This is a genomic window from Paractinoplanes aksuensis, from assembly GCF_024137025.1.
Classification (GTDB): Bacteria; Actinomycetota; Actinomycetes; order Mycobacteriales; family Micromonosporaceae; genus Actinoplanes; species Actinoplanes aksuensis.
This window is the reverse complement of the sequence record NZ_JAMYJR010000033.1, coordinates 64,504-83,819: the sequence shown is the minus strand read 5'-3', so window position 1 is coordinate 83,819 and position 19,316 is coordinate 64,504. Positions and strand designations below refer to the sequence as shown.

The window sequence follows — 19,316 nt, the reverse complement described above, 5'->3', positions numbered from 1 at the left end:
TGGACCCGGCCGGGGTCGAACCGGCCACCTCCGCTGTGCGAGAGCGGCGCTCTACCAGATGAGCTACGAGCCCTAAACATTCAGGATATTCATGACATCTATGACTACGGATGCGTACCCGGAGCGCGATTCGAACGCGCACTGGCGCCGTCCTGAGCGGCGTGCCTCTGCCATTGGGCTACCCGGGCGTGAGCCGGCGGCGGGACTCGAACCCACAACCTGCCGATTACGAGTCGGCTGCACGAGCCATTCGTGCTGCACCGGCCTGGTGCTGAGCCCGCCCCGGCGCTGCGCGGACGATTCGCGCAGCGCCGGACCGGCGGTGGTGCGTGCCCTCGGCGCGATTTGAACGCGCACTGGCGACGTTCTCGACGTCGTGCTCTGCCGTTGGGCTACGAGGGCGGGAAGCGGCTGGCCGGGATCGAACCGGCGGCCTCCACCTTGGCGGGGTGGCGCTCTGCCTGGCTGAGCTACAACCGCGTGAGCCGCCGTCCATCTCTGGTCGGCAGCTGTGTCTTCCCAAGATGTGTCGTCCGGAGCCCCCGAGTCGAACGGGGTGTCTCACGCTCCCAAGGCGCGCGGGTTGCCGTCTCCCTCGCTCCGGATTTGTTGTGCCATCCGCTGTGGAGTTGTCAATTAGCAATCGCTTCCGGCGGCGGCCGGTGCAATTATCAGGGCAGCGTGGAATGGCCCACAGTGCCGATGTAAAATTGGTCGAGAAACGAAAAACCGCCGTCCCCTTGTCGGGTTCGGCGGCGAGTTTCTGCGCTAGCGTTCGCTAGCTGCGCCACCGGGCCCGGTAGGGCTTGCCGTAGGGTGCAAGGCCGCACGTCAGGACGGCACCGACATGCGGCTTGAGCAGCTGCGGTGTAATCGAGGCGTGCCGCGACATCGGTCTCTCCCTGTCTCTGTCGTTCCCGGTGTGATGACTACGGTAGGCCGCCCGCCGCCGGTTGGCAACGCTATTTACTGCCACTTTCTTGAAGTCGGCGCCCGTACTGGAAAAGGCCGTCCGGAGGCAATCCCGGACCGCCGGAATGTGGATAACTTCGCGACCTGTGGATAACGCTTGGACGGGGCCGGAAAGAGCTATCGTCGAGCCACCTCCCGGTCCCACCGGGAGCGTCGGAAGGAGTTGCCGCATGAGTGTTGCCGACAGGCCGTGGTCCACCTGAGCTCGCCCGAGGCGCTGTGGTCGTCGGGCGCTGTCCTCGACCTGAACGGAGCCTCCTACTTGCGCTGAACCTCGGGTGCCGAAGGCGGGAACGACACGGGCGGGGCGCGGGCGTCAGGTCGGGCGTTTACGCTGGGCAGCCTGGTAGCGACGGTTCTCGATGCACCGCTATCGTGGGGCCGGAAAAGAAACTTTAATGTTTATCGGGGGGCTCGGGTGTCTGCTGCGCACAGGTTCGCTGCTATTTCGACGTCCGAGCCGCCGACGGGGCAGCGGGTGTTGTTCCGGCAGGCTGTCGTGCTCGGGGGCAGCATCGCGGGGCTGATGGCGGCCCGGGTGCTCAGCGATCACGCCGAGCAGGTGCTGATCATCGAGCGTGACGACCTCGTCGGGCTCGACGTGGCCGATGAGCAGATCGCGGCCGACCCGGAGAACGCGGTCGGGCCGCGGCCGGGGGTTCCGCAGGGCAGCCAGGTGCACGCTCTGCTTCCGTCGGGGCTGAATCAGCTGGAGCGGTTCTTTCCGGGCTTCATCGAGGCGGCTCTGGCGGCGGGGGCGGTCGATCCTTCGCCTGACACCAACCGGTTCTACATGGACGGCAAGCTGCGCGAGGAGCCGCCGAGCGGGCCGGCCGCGCAGGCTCTGGTGTCCAGCCGGCCCTTTCTCGAGGCGCTGATCCGGCACCGGGTGCTGGCCCTGCCCAACGTGCGTACGGCGCACGGGCGGGCCGACGGGATCGTGCTGGACGGCGACCGGGTCGTCGGCGTTCGTCACGGGGACGAGGAGGTGCCGGCCGACTTCGTCGTCGACGCGATGGGGCGGTCGAGCCGGCTCGGCGACTGGCTCGAGTCGCACGGGTTCGCCAAGCCGCCGATGCAGAGGATGGGCATCAAGCTCAACTACGCGACGGCGCTGTTCCGGCGGCCGGCCGACGCCAAGGTGCTGACCTGCATCTCGATCGCCAACCCGGGGCCGGGCAAGGTGGCGCGGATCGGCGGGTTCACGCCGATCGAGGGCGACCGGTGGACCGTGCTGGTCTCCGGGTACGCCGACGACCGGCCGGGGCGCGACGCGGGCGAGTTCCGGGAGCGGTGCGTGGGCGACTTCCCGGCCGAGTTCGGGGCGGTGGCGACGACGGCCGTGCAGGTCGGTGACGTCATCACGTACCACCAAGCGGACAGCCGGCGGCGGGACTTCCACCGGCTGACCCGGTTCCCGGCGCGGCTGGTCGCGGTGGGGGACGCCGTGGCCTCGTTCAACCCGGTGTACGGGCAGGGCATGACCTCGGCCACGCTGCATGCCTCGGCGCTGTCCGAGTATCTGCGAGGCGGGGCCGATCTGGCCCAGCCGGCCCTGTCGTACTTCCGGGACGTGAAAGTCGTCGTGGACGCGGCCTGGCAGGTCTCGACGATGGCCGACCTCGCGCTGCCGCACGTCGACGGGCCGTACCCGAAGGGCTACAAGGCCATCAGCTGGCTCAGCGGGCTCGTGTTCAAGGCGTCGATGCGCGATCAGACGATCAGCCAGCGCCTCGGGCAGGTCACGACCATGCTCGCGCATCCGAGCGCGCTCACCGAACCCCGCTTCCTGCTGCGCGCCCTGGCCATCGGCGCCCGCGCCTGACCCCGCCCCCGCGCGCCGGCGGCTAGCTTTCGGTGGGCCAGGGGTGGCCGAACCAGCGCTGGATCCGGTCGCGGCCGAAGTCCTGCTTGTCGGCCATCAGGGCGGGCGACGGGCCGACGAGGGAGCCGACGGGCGGGCGGCCGGCCACGAACTTCACGTCGACCTTGGCCCGGCCGGCCGCGCGCCGTCAGGAACTCGTGGGTCAGCAGGGCGGTCTCGCTCGGCGCCGGCGGGCACTTGAACGGCGTCGAGGTGACCGCCACGACCACCCGTCCGCCCTCGAACGCGGCCAGGGCGTCGGCCGCCGCGAACGCGCCCGCCACCGTGTAGAACTCGTGGCCGCCCTCGAGCAGGCCCGGGGTGGCCGCCGGGTCGAGGTCGGCCCCCAGCGCCACCACCAGGATGTCGGCCTCGAACGGGCCGGCGCTGGTCCGTACGCGTCTCGCCTGCGGGTCGATGGCCGTGACCTCTGCGTTCACGAAGCGCACGCCGGGGTTCACCATGTCGGCGTAGCGGTGCAGCACTTGAGCGGGGGCGGACCGCCCGAACATCACGTCGAGTTTCGAGAAACCGAAGACGAATCCCTCGGCCTGGTCGATCAGGGTAACTTCGACGTCGGCCGCCGAGCCTCCGACGGTTGTCGCCAATTCCAGTCCGCCGAAGCCGGCGCCCAGCACCACCACACGCGTCGTCACTTCGGCAGGCTATCCGCGTTATGGCTCGGGCCACACCGCGTCACACCAGCTTCGACCGTCTCGTCCTCCCTTCAGGTAGCCGATTCGACGAGAAGGATGGACACAATGCGGATGGCGGTCGCCGGTGGCACCGGCTGGCTCGGCAAACTGGTCGTGGAGAAGGCGCGGGCCCAGGGCCATGAGGTCGTGGTGATCTCGCGCTCGAACGGGGTCGATCTGCTCACCGGGGCCGGGCTCGACGAGGCCCTGCGCGGCGTCGACGTGGTGATCGACGTGGCCAACAAGGTCACGCTCAACCGTAAGGTCGCGATCGGGTTCTTCGAGACCACGACCCGCAATCTGCTCGCCGCGCAGGAGCGGGCCGGCGTCAAGCACTACGTCGTGGTCTCGGTCGTCGGCGTCGACCGGGTCGACTCGGCCTATTACGCGGGCAAGCGCCGCCAGGAGGAACTGGCCCTGGCCGGCCCGATCCCGGTCACCATCCTGCGGGCGACGCAGTTCTTCGAGTTCACCGAGCAGGTCATGGCCCAGATCCCCGGCCCGGTCAAGCTGGTGCCGACGATGGTGACCCGCCCGGTCGCCGCCGCGGACGTGGCGGCCGAACTGGTCCGCCTGGCCGAAGGGCCGGCCCAGGGCCGGACCACCGAACTGGCCGGTCCGGAGGTGCTGCGGATGGGTGACATGGTGAAGCGCGTGGCCAAGGGCAAGCTGGTGCTGAACGTGCCGCTGCCGGACGCCGCCTCGCGGTCGATGGCCCGCGGCGGGTTGCTGCCGACCGGCGACTACAACCAGGGCCGGATCACGTTCGAGCAGTGGGCCGCGGCGCGATGACCCTGGCCGTCAAGCGCTGGATCGCCGGGCTTCTGGCTGTGTCGGCCGCGTACGTGGGGGTGTGGGCGGCGGCGTTCCCGGTCTCCTTCTACAACGACTTCCCGGGACCCCGCAAGAACTGGGTGTCGATCCTGGGCCCGTACAGCGAACATCTGGTCCGCGACGTCGGCGCCCTCTATCTGGCGTTGCTGGTGCTCAGCGTATGGGCGTGGCGGCGCCCGACGGCCGACGCGATGCGGGTCACCGGTGGGGCCTGGCTGATCTTCAACTCGATCCACTTCCTGTGGCACATGCTGCACCTCGAGATGTTCGAGACCATCGACAAGATCGGCAACGCGGTCAGCCTGGGCGGTGTTCTCGTGTTGTCGATCCTGCTGCTGCTCCCGGTCAGAAGGTTGCCGGTCAAGGACGCTGTGGCATCGTCGGAGCATGGGTAATCGCGTCCTCGGTCTGGTGGTTCATCCCCGCAACGACGTCAGCGAGTCGGTCGCGACGGTGACGGCGCTGGCGGGCGAGCACGGTATCCGCGTGGTCGCGCGCCCGCCCGACGCCGCCCGCCTGGGCCCCGGCGTCGAGCCGCTGGACGAGGACAAGTTCGCCGACCAGGTGGATTTCGTGTTCAGCCTGGGCGGCGACGGCACGATGCTCGGCGCCATGCGACTGGTGGCCGGGCGGCCGACCCCGGTGCTCGGGGTCAACCACGGCAACATCGGCTTCCTCATCGAGGTCACGCCCCGGGAACTGCCGCGGGCCCTCGACCGGCTGATCGCCGGCGACTTCAGCCTCGAACCGCACAGCTGCCTCGAGCTCACCGGGCCCGGTGATGCCGCGCTGGCCTTCAACGACGTGGTTCTGACGGCGACGACCCCGTGGACCGCGGTCAGCCTCGATCTCGAGATCAACGACGTGAAGCACGGCTACTACCGCAGCGACGCCGTGGTGGTGTGCACGCCGACCGGCTCGACCGCCTACAACTACGCCGCCGGTGGCCCGATCATCTCGCCGTCGGCGCCGCTCATCGGGCTGACCCCGGTCGCGCCCATGTCCGGCATCAGCCGCCCGATCGTGCTGGGTGGCGACGAGACGGTGCTGCTGCGCGCGCCCGGTCGCGAGACGCGGCTCTCGCTCGACGGCGCCACGGTGCTGACGATCGCCCCGGACACCGACATGGTGCTGCGCATGCGGGCCAACGCGGCCAACGTGGTCCGGTTCGACCAGAACACCCACGGCGCCCGGGCCCGGGTCAAGCTGAGCGTGCTCGACCTGCCCCTGCGCCCCGACCAACTGGTCGAGCTGGTGCCCGAGGAGCTGCGGGACAGGGCCCGTCGTCTGACGGATGTACCGGCCGACGGACCGGCCTAACGTCGGGAGCATGACCGAGACCAGGAGTCAGGTGCCCGTCGAGCGGGTCACCTTAGCGACCACCAAGAAGTTCGACGACGTGCTGGCCGGGATCTACGAGGGCGTGTCCCGCCCCGACCTGCCGGCCGCCGTCAAGGGCTGGAACACCGCCGGGACGTACGAGGAATTCGGGCAGCTGGCCACCGAGGCGGCCGGCCCGTCCGGGTTGTTGCAGTTCCTGCGGCTCGACCAGGACGCGGTGCTCAACAAGATCCCGGGGCGCACCCCGCAGCGGTTGGTCCGCCTGCTCGTCGGCAACCCGTTCACGATGACCAAGATGACCCGGCACGTGCCGGAGGCCGGAGCCTACGCGCCGATCACGCTGCTGGTGTGGGAGGACGGCGACACCGTACGCGTGGCCTACGACACGACGGCGAGCCTCCTCACCCCGTACGGGAATGAGGAGGCTCTTGACGTGGCCCGTCGCCTCGACGAAGCGGTGCTGACCCTGCTGCGCGGAGCCGTCTAGGCGACGACGCCGCCCTGCACGACGGTGCGTCCCGAGGGCGGGCCCCAGAGCACGGCGGGATCCGAGAGCGGGTCGCCGTCGACGATGAGCAGATCGGCCACGGCGCCCGGCGCCACCCGGCCCAGATCGTCGCGGCGCAACAACGCGGCGTTGACCGAGGTGGCCGACTTCAGCGCGGTCAGCGCGCCGTCCACCTCGACCTGCAGCCGCAGGCCGTTGAGCTGCTCGTCCTCGAGAAGGCCCATGAGGTCGGTGCCGAATCCGACGCGTACACCGGCCGCCCGCGCCAGGCGAACCGCCTCGCGGCCGGATTCGAGCACCTCGGCGTTCTTGGCCTGCTGCACCGGCGTCATGCCCAACTGAGGCCCGCGCCGGTCCATCGCGTCGTAGGCGGCCAGCGTCGGCACCAGGAACGCCCCGGCCGTCGCCATCGCCGCCGCGGTCGGCGCGTCGAGCAGGTTGCCGTGCTCGATCGTGCGCACGCCGTTGTCGATGGCGTGCCGGATCGACTCGGGGGAGTAGGCGTGCGCGGCCACGTAACTGCCGCGCTGCGCCGCCTCCGAGGTGACGGCCCGGATCTCTTCCGGCGAGTACTGCGGGATGCGGATCGGGTCGGTCAGCGACACCACCCCGCCCGACGCCATGATCTTGATGGCGTGGGCGCCGCGGCGCAGCCGCTCACGCACGGCCACCCGCAGGTTGTCGACGCCGTCGACGACCTCGCACGTGTGCGTGTTGCAGCCGCACACGTCGGAGTCGGCCGCCCGGAAGTCGCCGTGCCCGCCGGTCTGGCTCAGCGCCGCGCCCGTCCACAGATAGCGCGGCGACGGCAGCAGCCCCTCGCGGATCGCCCGGTCGAGCCCCGCGTCGCCCCCCGAGGGGTCACGGACGGTCGTGAATCCGCGCGACAGCGCCGCCCGCAGACGCTGCGCCGCCACCAGCGCGACGTAGCTCAGCGGGCGCGACTCGATCTCGAGCATGTTCAGACCGATTCCGTACGCATGACAGTGCGCATCGATCAGGCCGGGCAGCACGGTCCGCCCGCGGGCGTCGATGGTCCGGTCCGCCGGCTGCGGCGCCCCGCCGACGTCCGTGATCCGGCCGTCGACGACGTGCACCGCGCCCTCGGTCAGCTCGTCGGCCACGCCGTCGAAGATCGCGGCGTTGACGATCGACAGCGAAGTCATCGGGAGGCCTCGAACGTCACCGGGTCCACCACGACACCGTAGTCGTTCAAAGCGGACGAGATCGACACGAAGCCGTTGCGGACATCGGCCGCCACCTTCAGAACGTCCCGCTCGAACGGGTTGCCGTAGCCACCGCCACCACCGGTGTTGTTGACCAGCACGTCACCCGTGTCGAGCCGGTTGTAGCTGCCCCCGGTGACCGTCTCGCGGTCGGTGCCCGGGTTGAGCACGATGTGGTTGTTGTCGCCCTCGCCGCCCCCGTCGATCGACCACGGCTTGGTCTTGGTCTTGTAGACGATGCAGATGCCGGTCGACGGGGCCGTGAACCGGTACGACCGCTGCACGCCGACACCGCCGCGGTTGCGCCCCGCCCCGCCCGTGTCGGGCCGATACCCGTACGACTCGATGAACATCGGCGACTTGGTCTCCAGCACCTCGACCGGGTTGTTGCGGCAACCCGGCTCGCTGATGTGCATGATCCCGTCGGCGCCGTCGCCGTGGGCGTGCCCGCCGAAGCCGACCGCCTCGTTCGTCGCCTCGAGCCAGGCCTCGCCGTTGCGCGGGTTCACGCCCAGCCCCATCATCGAGCAGACGTCGCCCCCGGAGCAGGCCGGCACCAGGTCGGGCATGCCCTGGGCCAGCGCCTTGAGCACCACCTCGCCGCCGAGCAGCCCGGTCCACAGCGTGAAGGTCGGCATCGGCGGTACGGCGTGCATGACCGAGCCGGGCTCGGTGATCACCCGCAGCGGCCGGAAGTTGCCGGCCACGACCGGGGTGTCGGGCGTGGTCAGCGACTTGAAGATGAGGCTGCAGAACGCCTCGGTCTGGCCCACGGGCAGGTTGATCGGGCCGCGGACGTTCTTCTCGCTGCCGGTCCAGTCGACGATCATCTCGTCGTCGGTGACGGTCACGGTGACGTTCATCCGGATCATGCGGTCGAGGTCGACGCCGTCCTGGTCGACGAAGTCGTGCGCCGTCCACGTGCCCTTGGGCAGCTTGGCCAGGGCGATCCGGGCCAGGCGCTCGCCGTGGTCGTTGATCGCGGCCATCGCCTCGGTCAGCGTGTCCGCGCCGTATTTGGCCGCGATTTCCTGCGTACGGCGTACGCCCGAGAAACACGCCGAGACCTGGGCCTGCAGGTCGCCGATGGTGCGCTCGGGCATGCGGCTGTTGAACTTGACGACGTTGAAGATGTCCTCGTTCATCTCCCCCTCGCGGTACAGCTTGGCCGCGGTGAAGAAGATGCCTTCCTGGTACATGTCGGTCGAGTCGAGGACGTAGCCGGCGTCCTTCTGCTTCAGGTCGAGCACGTGGATCCGGCACGAGGAGTAGCCGATCAGCTCGCCCTTCGCGCTGTGGATGGGCGCGAACACCAGCGGGTCGAGCGTGTGCGCCGACGACCAGTAGGGGTAGTTGATGATGAACACGTCGCCCGGCAGCAGCTTCTCGACGCCGAGGAACTCGACCGCCTTCTTGATGCCGTGGTCGTTGCCGCGGGTGAACACGGCGATGCCGGGCGCGTCGGCCACCACGTCGCCGTTCGCGTCGTGGATCCCGATGCCGTAGTCGTGAATCTCGTAGACGACCGTGTTGTAGGCCGTGCGGCACAGGTTGCGGGCCATCTCCTCGGCCGCGGCCAGCAGGCCGTGCCGGATGACCTCGATGGTGATCGAGTCGACGGTTGTCATGCGGCTGCCCCTTGAACGGTGATGACCATTTCGCCGTGCTCCCCGACGCGCAGGTGGTCGCCGGCGTGGATGACGGTGGTCGCGGTGTGCTCATGGATCACGGCCGGTCCGGCGATCTCGTCGCCGGCCAGCAACTCCTCGCGGGTGAACAGCGCGTACGGCACGGCCGGTTGCTCGGCCGAGACGTACACGTCGCGGTGGCCCTCGGGTTGAGCCGGGCCCGATTCCCGTACGCCGAGCCGGGGCAACTCCGGCTTGTCGACCTGCCCCGAGGCACGCAGCCGGAGCGTGGTGATCTCGATCGGGTCGTCCATCACGTGGCCGTACTGGCGCTCGTGGAGCTCGGTGAACTCCTGCTCGACCACGGCCGCGATCCCGGTCGTACCCTCGGGAACCGGGACCGTGACGGTGTGCTCCTGACCGGCGTAGCGCACGTCGACGCTGCGGGTCAGCACCCGGTTCTCGGGCGTGAAGCCCTCGGCGGCCAGCGCGTCGGCGGCCTCGGCGGCCATCTCGGAGTAGCTCGCGGCCACGGCCGGGGTGTCCAGCTCGGCCAGCGCGGTCACCGCCGTCCGGGCGAAGTCGTGCTGCACGTCGGCGAAGAGCATGCCGAAGGCCGAGAACGCGCCCTGCCCCGGCGGCACGACGACGGTCGGGATGCCCAGCTCCTGCGCGACGTCGACGGCGACCAGGCCGCCCCCGCCGCCGAACGAGAGCAGCGCGAAGTCCTTGGGATCGCGCCCGACCTCGACCGTGATGGCCCGGACGGCGCCCATGATCTTCGTGGTCGAGATGCGGATCATGCCGCGGGCCAGGCCGAGCGGGGTCATGTCGAGCTTCTCGGCCAGCGGCTCCAGCGCGCTCAGGGCGAGCCGGTCGTCCAGGCTGAGCCGGCCGCCGAGCGCCGCCGTCGTGCCCATGTAGCCGACTGCCAGCGCGGCGTCGGTGAAGGTGGGCTGGGTGCCGCCCTTGCCGTACGAGGCCGGGCCGGGGTCGGCGCCGGCGCTCTGCGGGCCGACCTGCAGCGCGCCCGCGTCGTCGAGCCAGGCGATCGAACCGCCGCCGGCCCCGATGGTGTGGATGTAGAGCGACGGCGTGTTGATCGGCAGGCTCTCGAACTCGGCCCCCTGGTGCAGCACCGGCTCGCCGTCGATCACCAGCGACGCGTCCAGGCTGGTGCCGCCCATGTCGATGGTGATCAGGTTGGGCCGGTCGATGAGCCGGCCGAACGCGGTGGCGCCGATGACGCCGCCGGCCGGGCCGGAGAGGATCAGGCTGACCGGCTGCTCGCGGGCCGAGCTGGCGGTCATCGCGCCGCCGCCGCTGCGGGTCATCAGGAAGCGCCCGCCGAAACCGCCGCCGGCCAGCTCACCCTCGAGCCGTTCCAGGTAGCGGCGCACGATCGGCTTGACGTAGGCGTCGAGCACGGCGGTGCTGGTCCGCTCGTACTCGCGGTACTCGCGGGACAGCTCGTGCGAGACGGTCACGACCACGTCCGGCGCGACCTCGGCCAGGATCTCCCGCATCAGGGATTCGTGGGCCGGATTCGCGTACGAGTGCAGGAACGCCACCGCGACCGAGTCGTAGCCCCGCTCGGCGATCGTCGCGGCGACCTCGCGGGCCGCCGCCTCGTCCAGCGGCAGGTGCACCGAACCGTCGAACAGACTGCGCTCGGGCACCTCGAACGTGTCGTAGCGCTCGACCAGCGCCTTCGGCTTCTTGTACGTGATGTCGTAGTTCGTCCGCCGGTCGGTGCGCCCGAGCAGGTAGACGTCGCGGAACCCGGCCGTGCCGACCACCGCCGTGCGGGCCCCGGTGCGGGTGAGCAGCGCGTTGAGCCCGAGCGTGGTGCCGTGGGTGAACATGCTGACCTGGGCCATCGGCGCCTCGGTCGTGCCGAACGCGTCCAGGACGCCCGCGGTCGGCTGTGACGGCGTGGTCGGCACCTTCCCGAAGCGGATCTCGCCGCTGTCCGGAAGGAGTTCGACGACGTCGGTGAAGGTGCCGCCGACGTCGATCGCGACGCGGCTGTTGCTGGTCATCGTGGGATCGCCTTTCGCCGTTTTTCCGCACGGCGGCGCGCGCCGTTCGTTCGAGAAAGCGGAAGTGGCAGCTGAGAAGAAAGCGGCCCGTTGTCCGACGGGCGAGTCAGCTGGATGGTCGTCACCGGTTGGCGTCGGCGAGGCCCCGAACCTGTCACAGCCGTTTCTGAGGTGTCAATCGGTGCTGGTGGGAGTGCTCAGAGCTGTGAACCGGCCCGTAGGTGGCCGTGCACAGCGGCGCGCCCCGCGGCTGTGCTGAGCGCACATCCGTGGCGGAACGGCCACCGTCAGCATTTGCCAACTCCAACCACCCGACACAGCGGGGGTACCAATGGTCCGCAGCGTCCTCACCCTTCAAGCAGCCGCCGGCCACGGCGACGCGCTGGAAGCCTTCTACGCGGATCGGCGGATTCTGGAGCGGGCCCGGGTCTTCCCCGGGTGCCGTGCTGCCGAACTGTTGCGATCCGTTGACGACAGCCCCGCGACCCACCTGGTCATCGCCGACTGGGACACGGCCGCGGACTACCGCAACTGGGTCGACGACCCGTGGCGAGCCTCCTTGTCCGAGGGGCTCTTCGCACTGCTGGACAAAAACGACGACGAGCCGCTCGTTGGCGGAGTCTTCGAGCTCGTCGAGCCTCTTTCGCAGAATTAGAGGAGCACCAGTGATACGAGTTGCCCGACCCCTCGCCATCAGCCTGGTCGCCGTGGCCGCGCTGACCGCCTGCAGCAATCCCAACAACAACAACGACGCCGGCACCGGCGCGGCCGCCTCGGCGGTCCCGGCCGACAAGAAACTCAGCATCGGCTTCTTCGGCTTCGCCAAGGCGAACTCGTTCGCCCAGGCCACCTGGGCCGGTGTGCAGGAGTACGCCAACGCCAACAATGCCGAGGCCACCTTCCTCGACTCCAACTTCGACGGGCCCACACAGGTCAACCAGCTGCAGGACGCGGTGACGTCCAAGCGCTACGACGTCATGATCGTGCAGGCCAACGACGGCACGGCGGTGGTCAACCCGGTCAAGCAGGCGGTCGCCGCCGGCATCACCGTGGTCGTCGAGTTCACCCCGATCGGCGGCAAGTACGACACCATCGAGCCCCAGGTGCCCGGCACCATCAACATCATCGACCCGCCCACGGTCAACGGTGACGGCCTGGCCAAGATGGCCCTCGAGGGCTGCCAGACGGTCACCGACGGCGCCTGCAAGGTGGCCTACTTCCAGGGCTTCGCCAACTACCCGCTCGACACCGCCCGCACCGAGGCCGCGGTCAACGCGCTCAAGGCCGGCGGCGCGTCCGAGGTCATCTCGAACTTCGTCGGCGGCTACACCCCGGACAGCGGACGCGGCGCCATGCAGAACCTGCTGCAGGCCCACCCGGACGTCAACGTGGTGATCGGCTCGTCCCAGGCCCTGCAGGGCGCGACCCCGCTGGCGGCCGGCAAGAAGATCACGTTCGTCGGCAACGGCGGCTCGCAGCAGGCCTACGACTTCGTCGAGAAGGGCACCTGGTACGGCACGTACGCGATGCCCGAGAAGGCGCAGGGGGCCAAGGCGGCCGAACTCGGCATCAAGAAGGCCCGCGGCGAGACCGTCCCCGAGGCGACCGACGCGTGCTCGACCCTGACCGACTACGCGTGTCTGGGCACCAAGGACAAGCTGGCCGGCAAGACGGCGGACTACTCGGACTGACGGCGGAGGCGCCGGGGGCAACCCCGGCGCCTCAAGTTACGGAGGCCTGATGAGCAGTCAGAAAGCGCCGTCGATCGCGGTGCGCGGCGTCGGCAAGAGCTACAGCGGCGTCAGCGTGCTGCACGACATCGACCTGGACATCGCGCCGGGCGAGGTGCACGGCCTGGTCGGCGAGAACGGGGCCGGCAAGAGCACCCTGCTGAAGATCCTGGGCGGGGCGATCAAGGCCGACGCCGGCGGCCTCAGCTTCGACGGCGAGCAGGTCACCGTGGGCAGCCCGCGCGACGCCATCAAACACGGCATCAGCCTGATCTCGCAGGAGGGCGCGCTGGTGCCGGCCCTGTCGGTGCTGGACAACGTGTTCCTGGCCCGCTGGTCGCACCGCGGGGGACTGGTCAGCGCCCGCGCCGACCGTAAGCGGCTGGCCGGCCTGATCGAGACGACCGGGTTCACGGTCGACCCCGACGCGCGGGTCGACGGTCTGCCGATCGGCGTCCAGCAGCAGGTCGAGATCCTGCGCTCGCTGGCCCGGGGGGCCCGGGTCATCGCCATGGACGAGCCGACGGCGGTGCTGGCCGAGCATGAGAAGGAGAACTTGCTCGCGCTCATCCGCACGCTGGCCGCCGGGGGCACGACCATCATCCTGGTCTCGCACTTCCTCGAGGAGGTGCTGTCGGTCGCCGACCGGATCACCGTGCTGCGCGACGGCGCCCTGATCCGCACGCTCACCGCGGGCGAGACGTCGCCCCGCGAGCTGGTCGGGCACATGGTCGGCCGCGAGATCGACGTGCTCTACCCCGACCCGCAGCCGGTGCCGGACGGCGCGCCGGTCGTGCTGGCGGCCCGCGGGCTGCGCCGGGGACTGGTCAACGGCGTCGACCTCGAGGTGCGCGCGGGCGAGATCCTCGGCATCGCCGGTCTGGTCGGCAGCGGTCGTACGGAAACTCTGCGGTTGCTCTTCGGGGCCGACCGGGCCACCGACGGCGTCGTCGAGGTCGACGGGGTCACGCTGGCCCAGCACTCGCCGCGGACCGCGATGGCGGCCGGGGTGGCCCTGGTGCCCGAGTCCCGCAAGGAACAGGGCCTGGTCATGCAGCGGTCGGTGGCCGAGAACGTGGCCTTGTCGTCGCTCTCCGGACGCCGTACGGGACCGTTCGTCAAGCGGCCGGCCGAGAAGACGGCGGTCGGCGAGATCGCCAAGTCGGTGGACATCCGTGCGGCCGACCCGGAAGCCCCGATCGAGACGCTGTCCGGCGGCAACCAGCAGAAGGCGCTGTTCGCCAAGTGGCTGCTGCGCAAGCCCAAGGTGCTGCTCATCGACGAGCCCACCCGCGGCGTCGACGTCGCCGCCAAGACCCAGATCCACCACCTGATCACCGGGCTGGCCGCCGACGGCATGGCTGTCGTCTGCGTGTCGTCCGAGATCGAGGAACTGCTGGCGCTCTCGCACCGGGTGCTCGTGCTGCGGCACGGCGAACCGGTCGGCGAGTACCCGCGCGGCACCAGCCCGGAGGTCGTCATCGCCGCCGCATTCGGTTCGCACGAAGGAGAACCCCGTTGAGCGTCGACACCCTGCCCAAGACCGCCGCGCCGGAGGCCGGCAACATGTCGCGCCTGGCGTTCCGGATGCGCGACTACGGCATCGTGGCCGCCCTGGTGATCATCGTGATCGCCCTCTCGGTCAGCACCGACACGTTCCTGACCAGCGGCAACCTGGTCAACCTGCTCGACCAGACCGCGGTCATCGGCCTGCTGGCCACGGGGGCCACGATCTGCATCATCAGCGGCGTCTTCGACCTGACGGCCAGCGCCACGCTCGCCCTCTCGGCGATCATCGGGGTGCAGGTCGGCCGGGTCACCGACGTCTACGTCGGGATGCTCGCGGCCGTGGTGGCCGGGGCGCTGCTCGGCTTCGTCACCGGCACGGTGGTGGTCCGCAGCGGCGTCAACTCGTTCGTGGGCACGCTGGCCACGAGCATGGTCTACCGCGGCCTGGCCGTCATGGTGACCGGCGGCGCCATCGTCTATCCCCTGACCGCATCGGCCGAGACCTTCGGCATGCTGACCTGGCCCTCGCTGTTCGGGCTGACGTCGGCCACCATCATGTTCGTCGTGGTGGTCGCGATCCTGGCCGTCGTGGTTTCCCGTACGACGTTCGGCCGGCGCCTCTACGCGGTCGGTGGCAACGCCGAGGCGGCCCGCCTGTCCGGTATCCGGGTCGGCTCGATCCACGTCACCGCGTTCATGATCAGCGGAGTCTGCTCGGCGCTGGCCGGGCTGATCCTGGCCTCGCGGGCGGGCTCGGCCCAGTCGACGATGGCCAGCGGCATGGAACTGACCGCGATCGCGGCCGCCGTGGTCGGCGGCACCAGCATCCTCGGCGGCGAGGGCGCGGTGTGGCGGGCCCTGGTCGGCGCGCTGCTGCTGACCCTGATCGGCAACGGCTTCAACCTGCTCGGCTGGGACACGATCTATCAGCAAGTGCTGCAAGGCCTGCTGATCTTGTTTGCCGTGACGATGGACCGCTGGCTGCGAAAACGTACCCGGTAGCGCGAGTACGATCATCAAATGCCTGCTCAGGGCGATGATGTCGCGCAGATCGGGGTGACGTTGCGGCCGCACCGGGCCTACGCCGCCGTGGTGCACGGTGCCACCGTCCGGGCGGTGGAACCGGTGGCGCCGGCCCGCACCGATCTGGAGGGCGTGATCGCGGCCGCCGTGGGGGTGGCGTTGCGCGCCGCCCCCGGCGGAGCCGGCGCGGTCACGGTCGACCTGGCCCCGCTGTTGCTCGACACGCTCGTACGCCCGGAAGCGGAAGTGCCCCCGGTGGCCGCGGTGCGGATCGTGCCCCGCGCGGCCACCGACCCGGCGCTGGCCCGCTCGCCGGCCGAACTGGTGGAACGCCGGATCGCCCGCCGCTGGACCGTGTCCGGCGGGCACGATCTGCTCGGCAACGAACTGGCCCCGCTCGACGGCGAGGGGCTGGCCCTGCTGTGCGAGGAGCTGGCCGGCACCGGGATCCGGCACGTGGCCGTCGTCGCCGCCGGCTCCCAGGCCCGCCCGGCCCACGAGCGTGAGGTGGCCGACGCCGTGCTGGCCGCGGTGCCGGGCGCGCGCATCTCGGTGGCCAGCGACTACGGCGGCCAGGGGCTGGTCGCGCGGGAGACGACGGTGGTGCTCGACTGCGCGCTGACCGCGCTCACCGAACGAGTGCTGGACCGCTGCGAACGTACGCTGGCCCGCCTGCCCGGTTCGCTCGAGCTGCGCGTGGCCCGGGGCGACGGCGGTTACAGCACCCCCTCGCGCATCCGGGTCACGCCGGTCGTGGCGTTCGGCGCGACCGAGGCTCTGGAACTGTGCGGTGCGGCCCACCTGGCCGGGCTCGACGACTGCCGCGTGCTGCTCACCCACGACGGCCGGGCCCTGGCCGGCGAGGTGCGGCACGGGCTGGCCGCCGTCCGCCCCGACGAGCCGGCCGGCATCGGCACCGAACTCGTCGTGCCGACCGCGGTGCTGACCCCGGAGCCACCGGCCCGGCCCGGCGACGACGTGCCGGTGATCCGCCCGCGCGAGGGGCCGTCCCTGCTGGCCTGCGTGGGCGCGGCGATCAGCCGGCCCGCCTCGTGGCTCGACGAGGTGGCGTTCATCGAGTCCGGGGCCGAGCTCGACCGGGTGCGGCGCGACGCCGAGGAACGGGCGACCGCGATGGTCATGGCCAACGGCGCCGCCCCCGGCACCACCCACGTCGCCGAGATCTCCACGGTCGCCGTGCCCTACAGCCCGTCCGGCACGGTGCGGGTGCGGGTGCGGGTGGCCGGCCTGCCCGACACCTCGCTGGCCCGGCGATGACCAGCGTTTCCGGGTACGTCGGAGCGAGTTCCTCGATCACCGCCGAGGACGTGCCCGCGCTGTACGAGGGGGCCAAGTTCTACTCCCCGGCGGTCGGCGACTCCAACAAGACGTCGATCAACTCGTGGCTGGCCGGGCTGCTCGACCGCAACGGCCCGGTGCCGCTGCTGCGGGTCGAGTCCCTGCCGCCCGAGACCCCCTGCGTGTCGGTGTGCGTGATCGGCTCGGGCTCGGCGATGTCCGACCTGCCACCCGCCGGGGACGAGTTCGAGCTGGCCGTCCGCCAGATCGAACGCCTCCAGCAGATCACCTTCGGCGCCATCTATCCGCTGGCCGCGGCCACCATCAGCGCGCTGGTGGCCGTGGTGACCGCGGCCCAGCTGCGGGTGCCGCTGCTCGACGCGGACGGTATGGGCCGGGCCTTCGCGCTGATCCACCACACCGCCATGCACCTGTCCGGGGTGTCGCCGACGCCGCTGGCCGCGGTCGGGCCGACCGGCGAGAGCGTGCTGATCGAGGTGCCGGCCGGGCCGCGGGCCGACCGCATGCTGCGCGCGAACGTGGACACCGTCGGCGGCTGGGCCGCCCTCGCGGCCTACCCCACCACCGCGGGCGTGCTGCGCCGGGCCGCGCTGCCCGGCACCATGTCCCGCATCGCCAACGTGGGGCGGCTGCTGCTCGACCGGACCGACCCCGACCGGCTGGTCACCCGGCTCGGCGCGATCACCGGCTGCCGCCGCCTGGCTCGCGGCCGCATCGCCGAGCTCGAGCACCTGAGCCGGCCCAGCGACGTCACCATCCCGGCCCACCCGTCGAGCCTGGTCGTCGACGAGGTCGGCGGGCTCGGCCGCCAGCTGCGCATCGAGCTGCGCAGCGAGATCGTGGCTGTGTTCGCCGACGGCGCCCTGATCGCCGGCGCCCCCGACCTGATGTGCCTGCTCGACGTCTCCCGGGGCACGCTGGCCACGCTGGACAGCCTCGAGCCGGGCGACCTGATCGACGTGCTGGTCACCCCGGCCGACGCCGTCTGGTACTCGCCGGCCGGCATCGAGATGGTCGGCATGGGCTCGCACGGCATCCCCCTCGTGCACCCGCGGCGCCGATGAAACGCTCCTCGACCCTCCCCATCACGCTGGGCGAGCTGGCCCGGATCCAGCCCCTGGCCGGCGCCGAGCCGCACCTGGCCGACCCGTCGCGCCCGGTCGAGCAGGTGGTGCTGGCCGAGACGTTCGACCGGCTGCGCCGCTGCACCCCGCACGGGCTGGTCGTGCTGCACAACGAGGCCGCCACCGGTGGCTGGTCGCTGGCCGCGGCCCTGCACCTGGCCTGGGAACGCAACCTGTCGGCGGTGGTCGTCGCGCGCTCGGTGGCCGGCGGCTCCAGCGTCGCCCTGGCCGAGCGTCTGCACATGTCGCTGATCGTCATCGACGACGACCCGATCGACGTCGCCCTGCAACTCGCGGGCCAGGTCAGCGCGCCCGCCGCGGCCCGGGCGCTGCGCCAGGCCCGGCTGGCCGAACTGCTGGCCGAACAGACCGGCATCCGCGGCGTGCTCGGCGTGCTCAACCGCGAACTGCAACAGGTGCCGGTGGCCCTGGTGGTGGGCGGCGTAGTCATCGCCGGGCAGAGCGCGGCCCTGACCGAACGCCCCCAGGTACGCCTGATCGAGGTCGAAGTGCAGGCGCCGGGCGAGCGGTCGGCGGCCCGCCTGATCGCCGCCGTGCCCTCGACCGGCCCGGCCTCCCCCTCGGTCTCGGCCACGGCTTCGGTCTCGCTCGAACAGGTCGAGTCGTTGCTGCGGCTGGCCCGGCCCTCGCTGCAGGCGGCGTGGGCGCAGAGCCGCCTCGACACGGCCACCCGCGCCGCCCACGAACAGGCCGCCTTCGACCTGCTGCGGCGCCTGCCGTCCGCGCCGTCACCGGCCGACGTCGAGGCGCCGCCCTGGACCAGCGAACTCGGCTGGCAGGTGGGCGAGGCCAACCGCGCGGTGTGGCTGGCCCCGCTGCGCCCGTCCGGCGAACCCCCGCCCGAGATCACCTATCTCATCCGGGCCTCCTGGCAGCGCGGCCACTCGACCTGGCCGCTGGTGGCCGAGGGCGACGGCTGGATCTCGTGGCACAGCGGCGCCGACCCTGCGGACGTGACCTCGCTGCGCCGCGCCCTGGCCGGCTTCCGCGACTCGGCCGTCGCCCACCGTCTCGTCATCGGCGTCGGCCGGGCCCACGCCGGGGTGGCCGGGCTGATGCGCTCGGTGGCCGAGGCCCGGCTGGCGGCCCACGTCGCCCGCGAGGACGGACCGGGCGCGGTGCAGTGGTTCGACCAGGTGGGCGCGAACGCGGCCCTGGCCTGGCTGCCCACCACCGAGATCGCGCAGGTGGCCGACCTGACCCTGGAAGAGCTGATGGCCGCCAAGGACCGGGCCGCTTTGGTGCAGACGGTGCTGGCCGTGCTCGACTCGGGCGGTTCCCTGAGCCAGGCGTCGCAGCAGCTCGGCGTACACCGCAATACGGTTCTGGCCCGGCTCGCCCGGGCCCGGCAGCTCGGCCTGACCTACGACGAACCCGGCCAGCGCCTGGCCCTGCACGTGCTCAGCTATGCCCTGACCGCGCTGTGGAGCAACAACGAACTCACGTAGGCAGCGTGATGCCTCACGTAGGCAGCGTGAT

The 19,316-nt window shown here is 71.1% G+C and carries 16 protein-coding genes and 5 tRNA genes; 12 read left to right on the top strand and 9 right to left on the bottom strand.

Annotated elements, in window-relative coordinates; all coding sequences use genetic code 11:
* The 5 genes from M1L60_RS30520 to M1L60_RS30500 all read right to left on the bottom strand — a co-directional run bounded on the left by M1L60_RS30520 (position 1) and on the right by M1L60_RS30500 (position 480).
* A tRNA-Ala gene (locus M1L60_RS30520) sits at positions 1-73 on the bottom strand.
* 42 nt (positions 74-115) lie between these two features.
* A tRNA-Leu gene (locus M1L60_RS30515) sits at positions 116-188 on the bottom strand.
* 3 nt (positions 189-191) lie between these two features.
* Positions 192-265, bottom strand: a tRNA-Thr gene (locus M1L60_RS30510).
* Positions 266-330: 65 nt separating this feature from the next.
* A tRNA-Leu gene (locus M1L60_RS30505) sits at positions 331-402 on the bottom strand.
* Positions 403-406: 4 nt separating this feature from the next.
* A tRNA-Gly gene (locus M1L60_RS30500) sits at positions 407-480 on the bottom strand.
* 970 nt (positions 481-1,450) lie between these two features.
* On the opposite strand from M1L60_RS30500, the gene M1L60_RS30495 reads away from it, so the two are divergent.
* Positions 1,451-2,797, top strand: coding sequence for an FAD-dependent oxidoreductase (locus M1L60_RS30495; RefSeq protein WP_253240998.1), 1,347 nt, complete (start codon positions 1,451-1,453; stop codon positions 2,795-2,797).
* Here M1L60_RS30495 and M1L60_RS30490 read toward each other — a convergent pair.
* Positions 2,686-3,492 (bottom strand): FAD-dependent oxidoreductase, encoded by an 807-nt coding sequence (locus tag M1L60_RS30490; RefSeq protein WP_253240997.1) that lies wholly within the window; start codon positions 3,490-3,492, stop codon positions 2,686-2,688. The genes M1L60_RS30495 and M1L60_RS30490 overlap by 112 nt on opposite strands.
* A 105-nt stretch (positions 3,493-3,597) precedes the next feature.
* Between M1L60_RS30490 and M1L60_RS30485 the strand changes: the two genes are divergently transcribed.
* The 4 genes from M1L60_RS30485 to M1L60_RS30470 are packed head-to-tail and all read left to right on the top strand — an operon-like array spanning position 3,598 to position 6,193.
* Entirely contained in the window at positions 3,598-4,323 is a 726-nt protein-coding gene (locus tag M1L60_RS30485) for an SDR family oxidoreductase (RefSeq protein WP_253240996.1), read from the top strand.
* The gene (locus tag M1L60_RS30480) at positions 4,305-4,760 is read left to right on the top strand and encodes a DUF4345 family protein (protein WP_253240995.1); all 456 of its coding nucleotides are present in this window, start codon (positions 4,305-4,307) and stop codon (positions 4,758-4,760) included. Before M1L60_RS30485 ends, M1L60_RS30480 begins: the two co-directional genes overlap by 19 nt.
* A complete protein-coding gene (locus M1L60_RS30475; RefSeq protein ID WP_253240994.1) occupies positions 4,753-5,685 on the top strand; it encodes an NAD(+)/NADH kinase in 933 nt (310 codons plus the stop codon). The genes M1L60_RS30480 and M1L60_RS30475 overlap by 8 nt, the downstream gene beginning before the upstream one ends.
* A 10-nt stretch (positions 5,686-5,695) precedes the next feature.
* Positions 5,696-6,193, top strand: a complete 498-nt coding sequence (locus M1L60_RS30470; protein ID WP_253240993.1) for a DUF302 domain-containing protein — start codon at positions 5,696-5,698, stop codon at positions 6,191-6,193.
* On the opposite strand, the gene M1L60_RS30465 is transcribed toward M1L60_RS30470, so the two are convergent.
* Genes M1L60_RS30465 through M1L60_RS30455 form a run of 3 tightly spaced genes read right to left on the bottom strand, consistent with a single transcriptional unit; the run spans position 6,190 to position 11,110 of the window.
* A complete protein-coding gene (locus tag M1L60_RS30465) occupies positions 6,190-7,380 on the bottom strand; it encodes a metal-dependent hydrolase family protein (protein WP_253240992.1) in 1,191 nt (396 codons plus the stop codon). The genes M1L60_RS30470 and M1L60_RS30465 overlap by 4 nt on opposite strands.
* A complete protein-coding gene (locus tag M1L60_RS30460; RefSeq protein ID WP_253240991.1) occupies positions 7,377-9,068 on the bottom strand; it encodes a hydantoinase B/oxoprolinase family protein in 1,692 nt (563 codons plus the stop codon). The genes M1L60_RS30465 and M1L60_RS30460 overlap by 4 nt, the downstream gene beginning before the upstream one ends.
* Positions 9,065-11,110: a hydantoinase/oxoprolinase family protein gene (locus tag M1L60_RS30455; protein ID WP_253240990.1), complete on the bottom strand. Its 2,046-nt coding sequence runs from the start codon at positions 11,108-11,110 to the stop codon at positions 9,065-9,067. The genes M1L60_RS30460 and M1L60_RS30455 overlap by 4 nt, the downstream gene beginning before the upstream one ends.
* Before the next feature lie 331 nt (positions 11,111-11,441).
* On the opposite strand from M1L60_RS30455, the gene M1L60_RS30450 reads away from it, so the two are divergent.
* Genes M1L60_RS30450 through M1L60_RS30420 form a run of 7 tightly spaced genes read left to right on the top strand, consistent with a single transcriptional unit; the run spans position 11,442 to position 19,285 of the window.
* A complete protein-coding gene (locus tag M1L60_RS30450) occupies positions 11,442-11,765 on the top strand; it encodes an antibiotic biosynthesis monooxygenase family protein (protein ID WP_253240989.1) in 324 nt (107 codons plus the stop codon).
* A 10-nt stretch (positions 11,766-11,775) separates the two neighbouring features.
* The gene (locus M1L60_RS30445; protein ID WP_253240988.1) at positions 11,776-12,801 is read left to right on the top strand and encodes a sugar ABC transporter substrate-binding protein; all 1,026 of its coding nucleotides are present in this window, start codon (positions 11,776-11,778) and stop codon (positions 12,799-12,801) included.
* A 49-nt stretch (positions 12,802-12,850) separates the two neighbouring features.
* Complete coding sequence (locus M1L60_RS30440; RefSeq protein ID WP_253240987.1) at positions 12,851-14,362, top strand: sugar ABC transporter ATP-binding protein; 1,512 nt, start codon at positions 12,851-12,853, stop codon at positions 14,360-14,362.
* Complete coding sequence (locus M1L60_RS30435) at positions 14,359-15,351, top strand: ABC transporter permease (RefSeq protein WP_253240986.1); 993 nt, start codon at positions 14,359-14,361, stop codon at positions 15,349-15,351. The genes M1L60_RS30440 and M1L60_RS30435 overlap by 4 nt, the downstream gene beginning before the upstream one ends.
* A gap of 18 nt (positions 15,352-15,369) precedes the next feature.
* Positions 15,370-16,650: a hydantoinase/oxoprolinase N-terminal domain-containing protein gene (locus M1L60_RS30430; RefSeq protein ID WP_253240985.1), complete on the top strand. Its 1,281-nt coding sequence runs from the start codon at positions 15,370-15,372 to the stop codon at positions 16,648-16,650.
* Positions 16,647-17,756: an S-methyl thiohydantoin desulfurase family protein gene (locus tag M1L60_RS30425; RefSeq protein ID WP_253240984.1), complete on the top strand. Its 1,110-nt coding sequence runs from the start codon at positions 16,647-16,649 to the stop codon at positions 17,754-17,756. The genes M1L60_RS30430 and M1L60_RS30425 overlap by 4 nt, the downstream gene beginning before the upstream one ends.
* Entirely contained in the window at positions 17,753-19,285 is a 1,533-nt protein-coding gene (locus M1L60_RS30420) for a PucR family transcriptional regulator (RefSeq protein ID WP_253240983.1), read from the top strand. The genes M1L60_RS30425 and M1L60_RS30420 overlap by 4 nt, the downstream gene beginning before the upstream one ends.
* Positions 19,286-19,316: the final 31 nt, after the last annotated feature.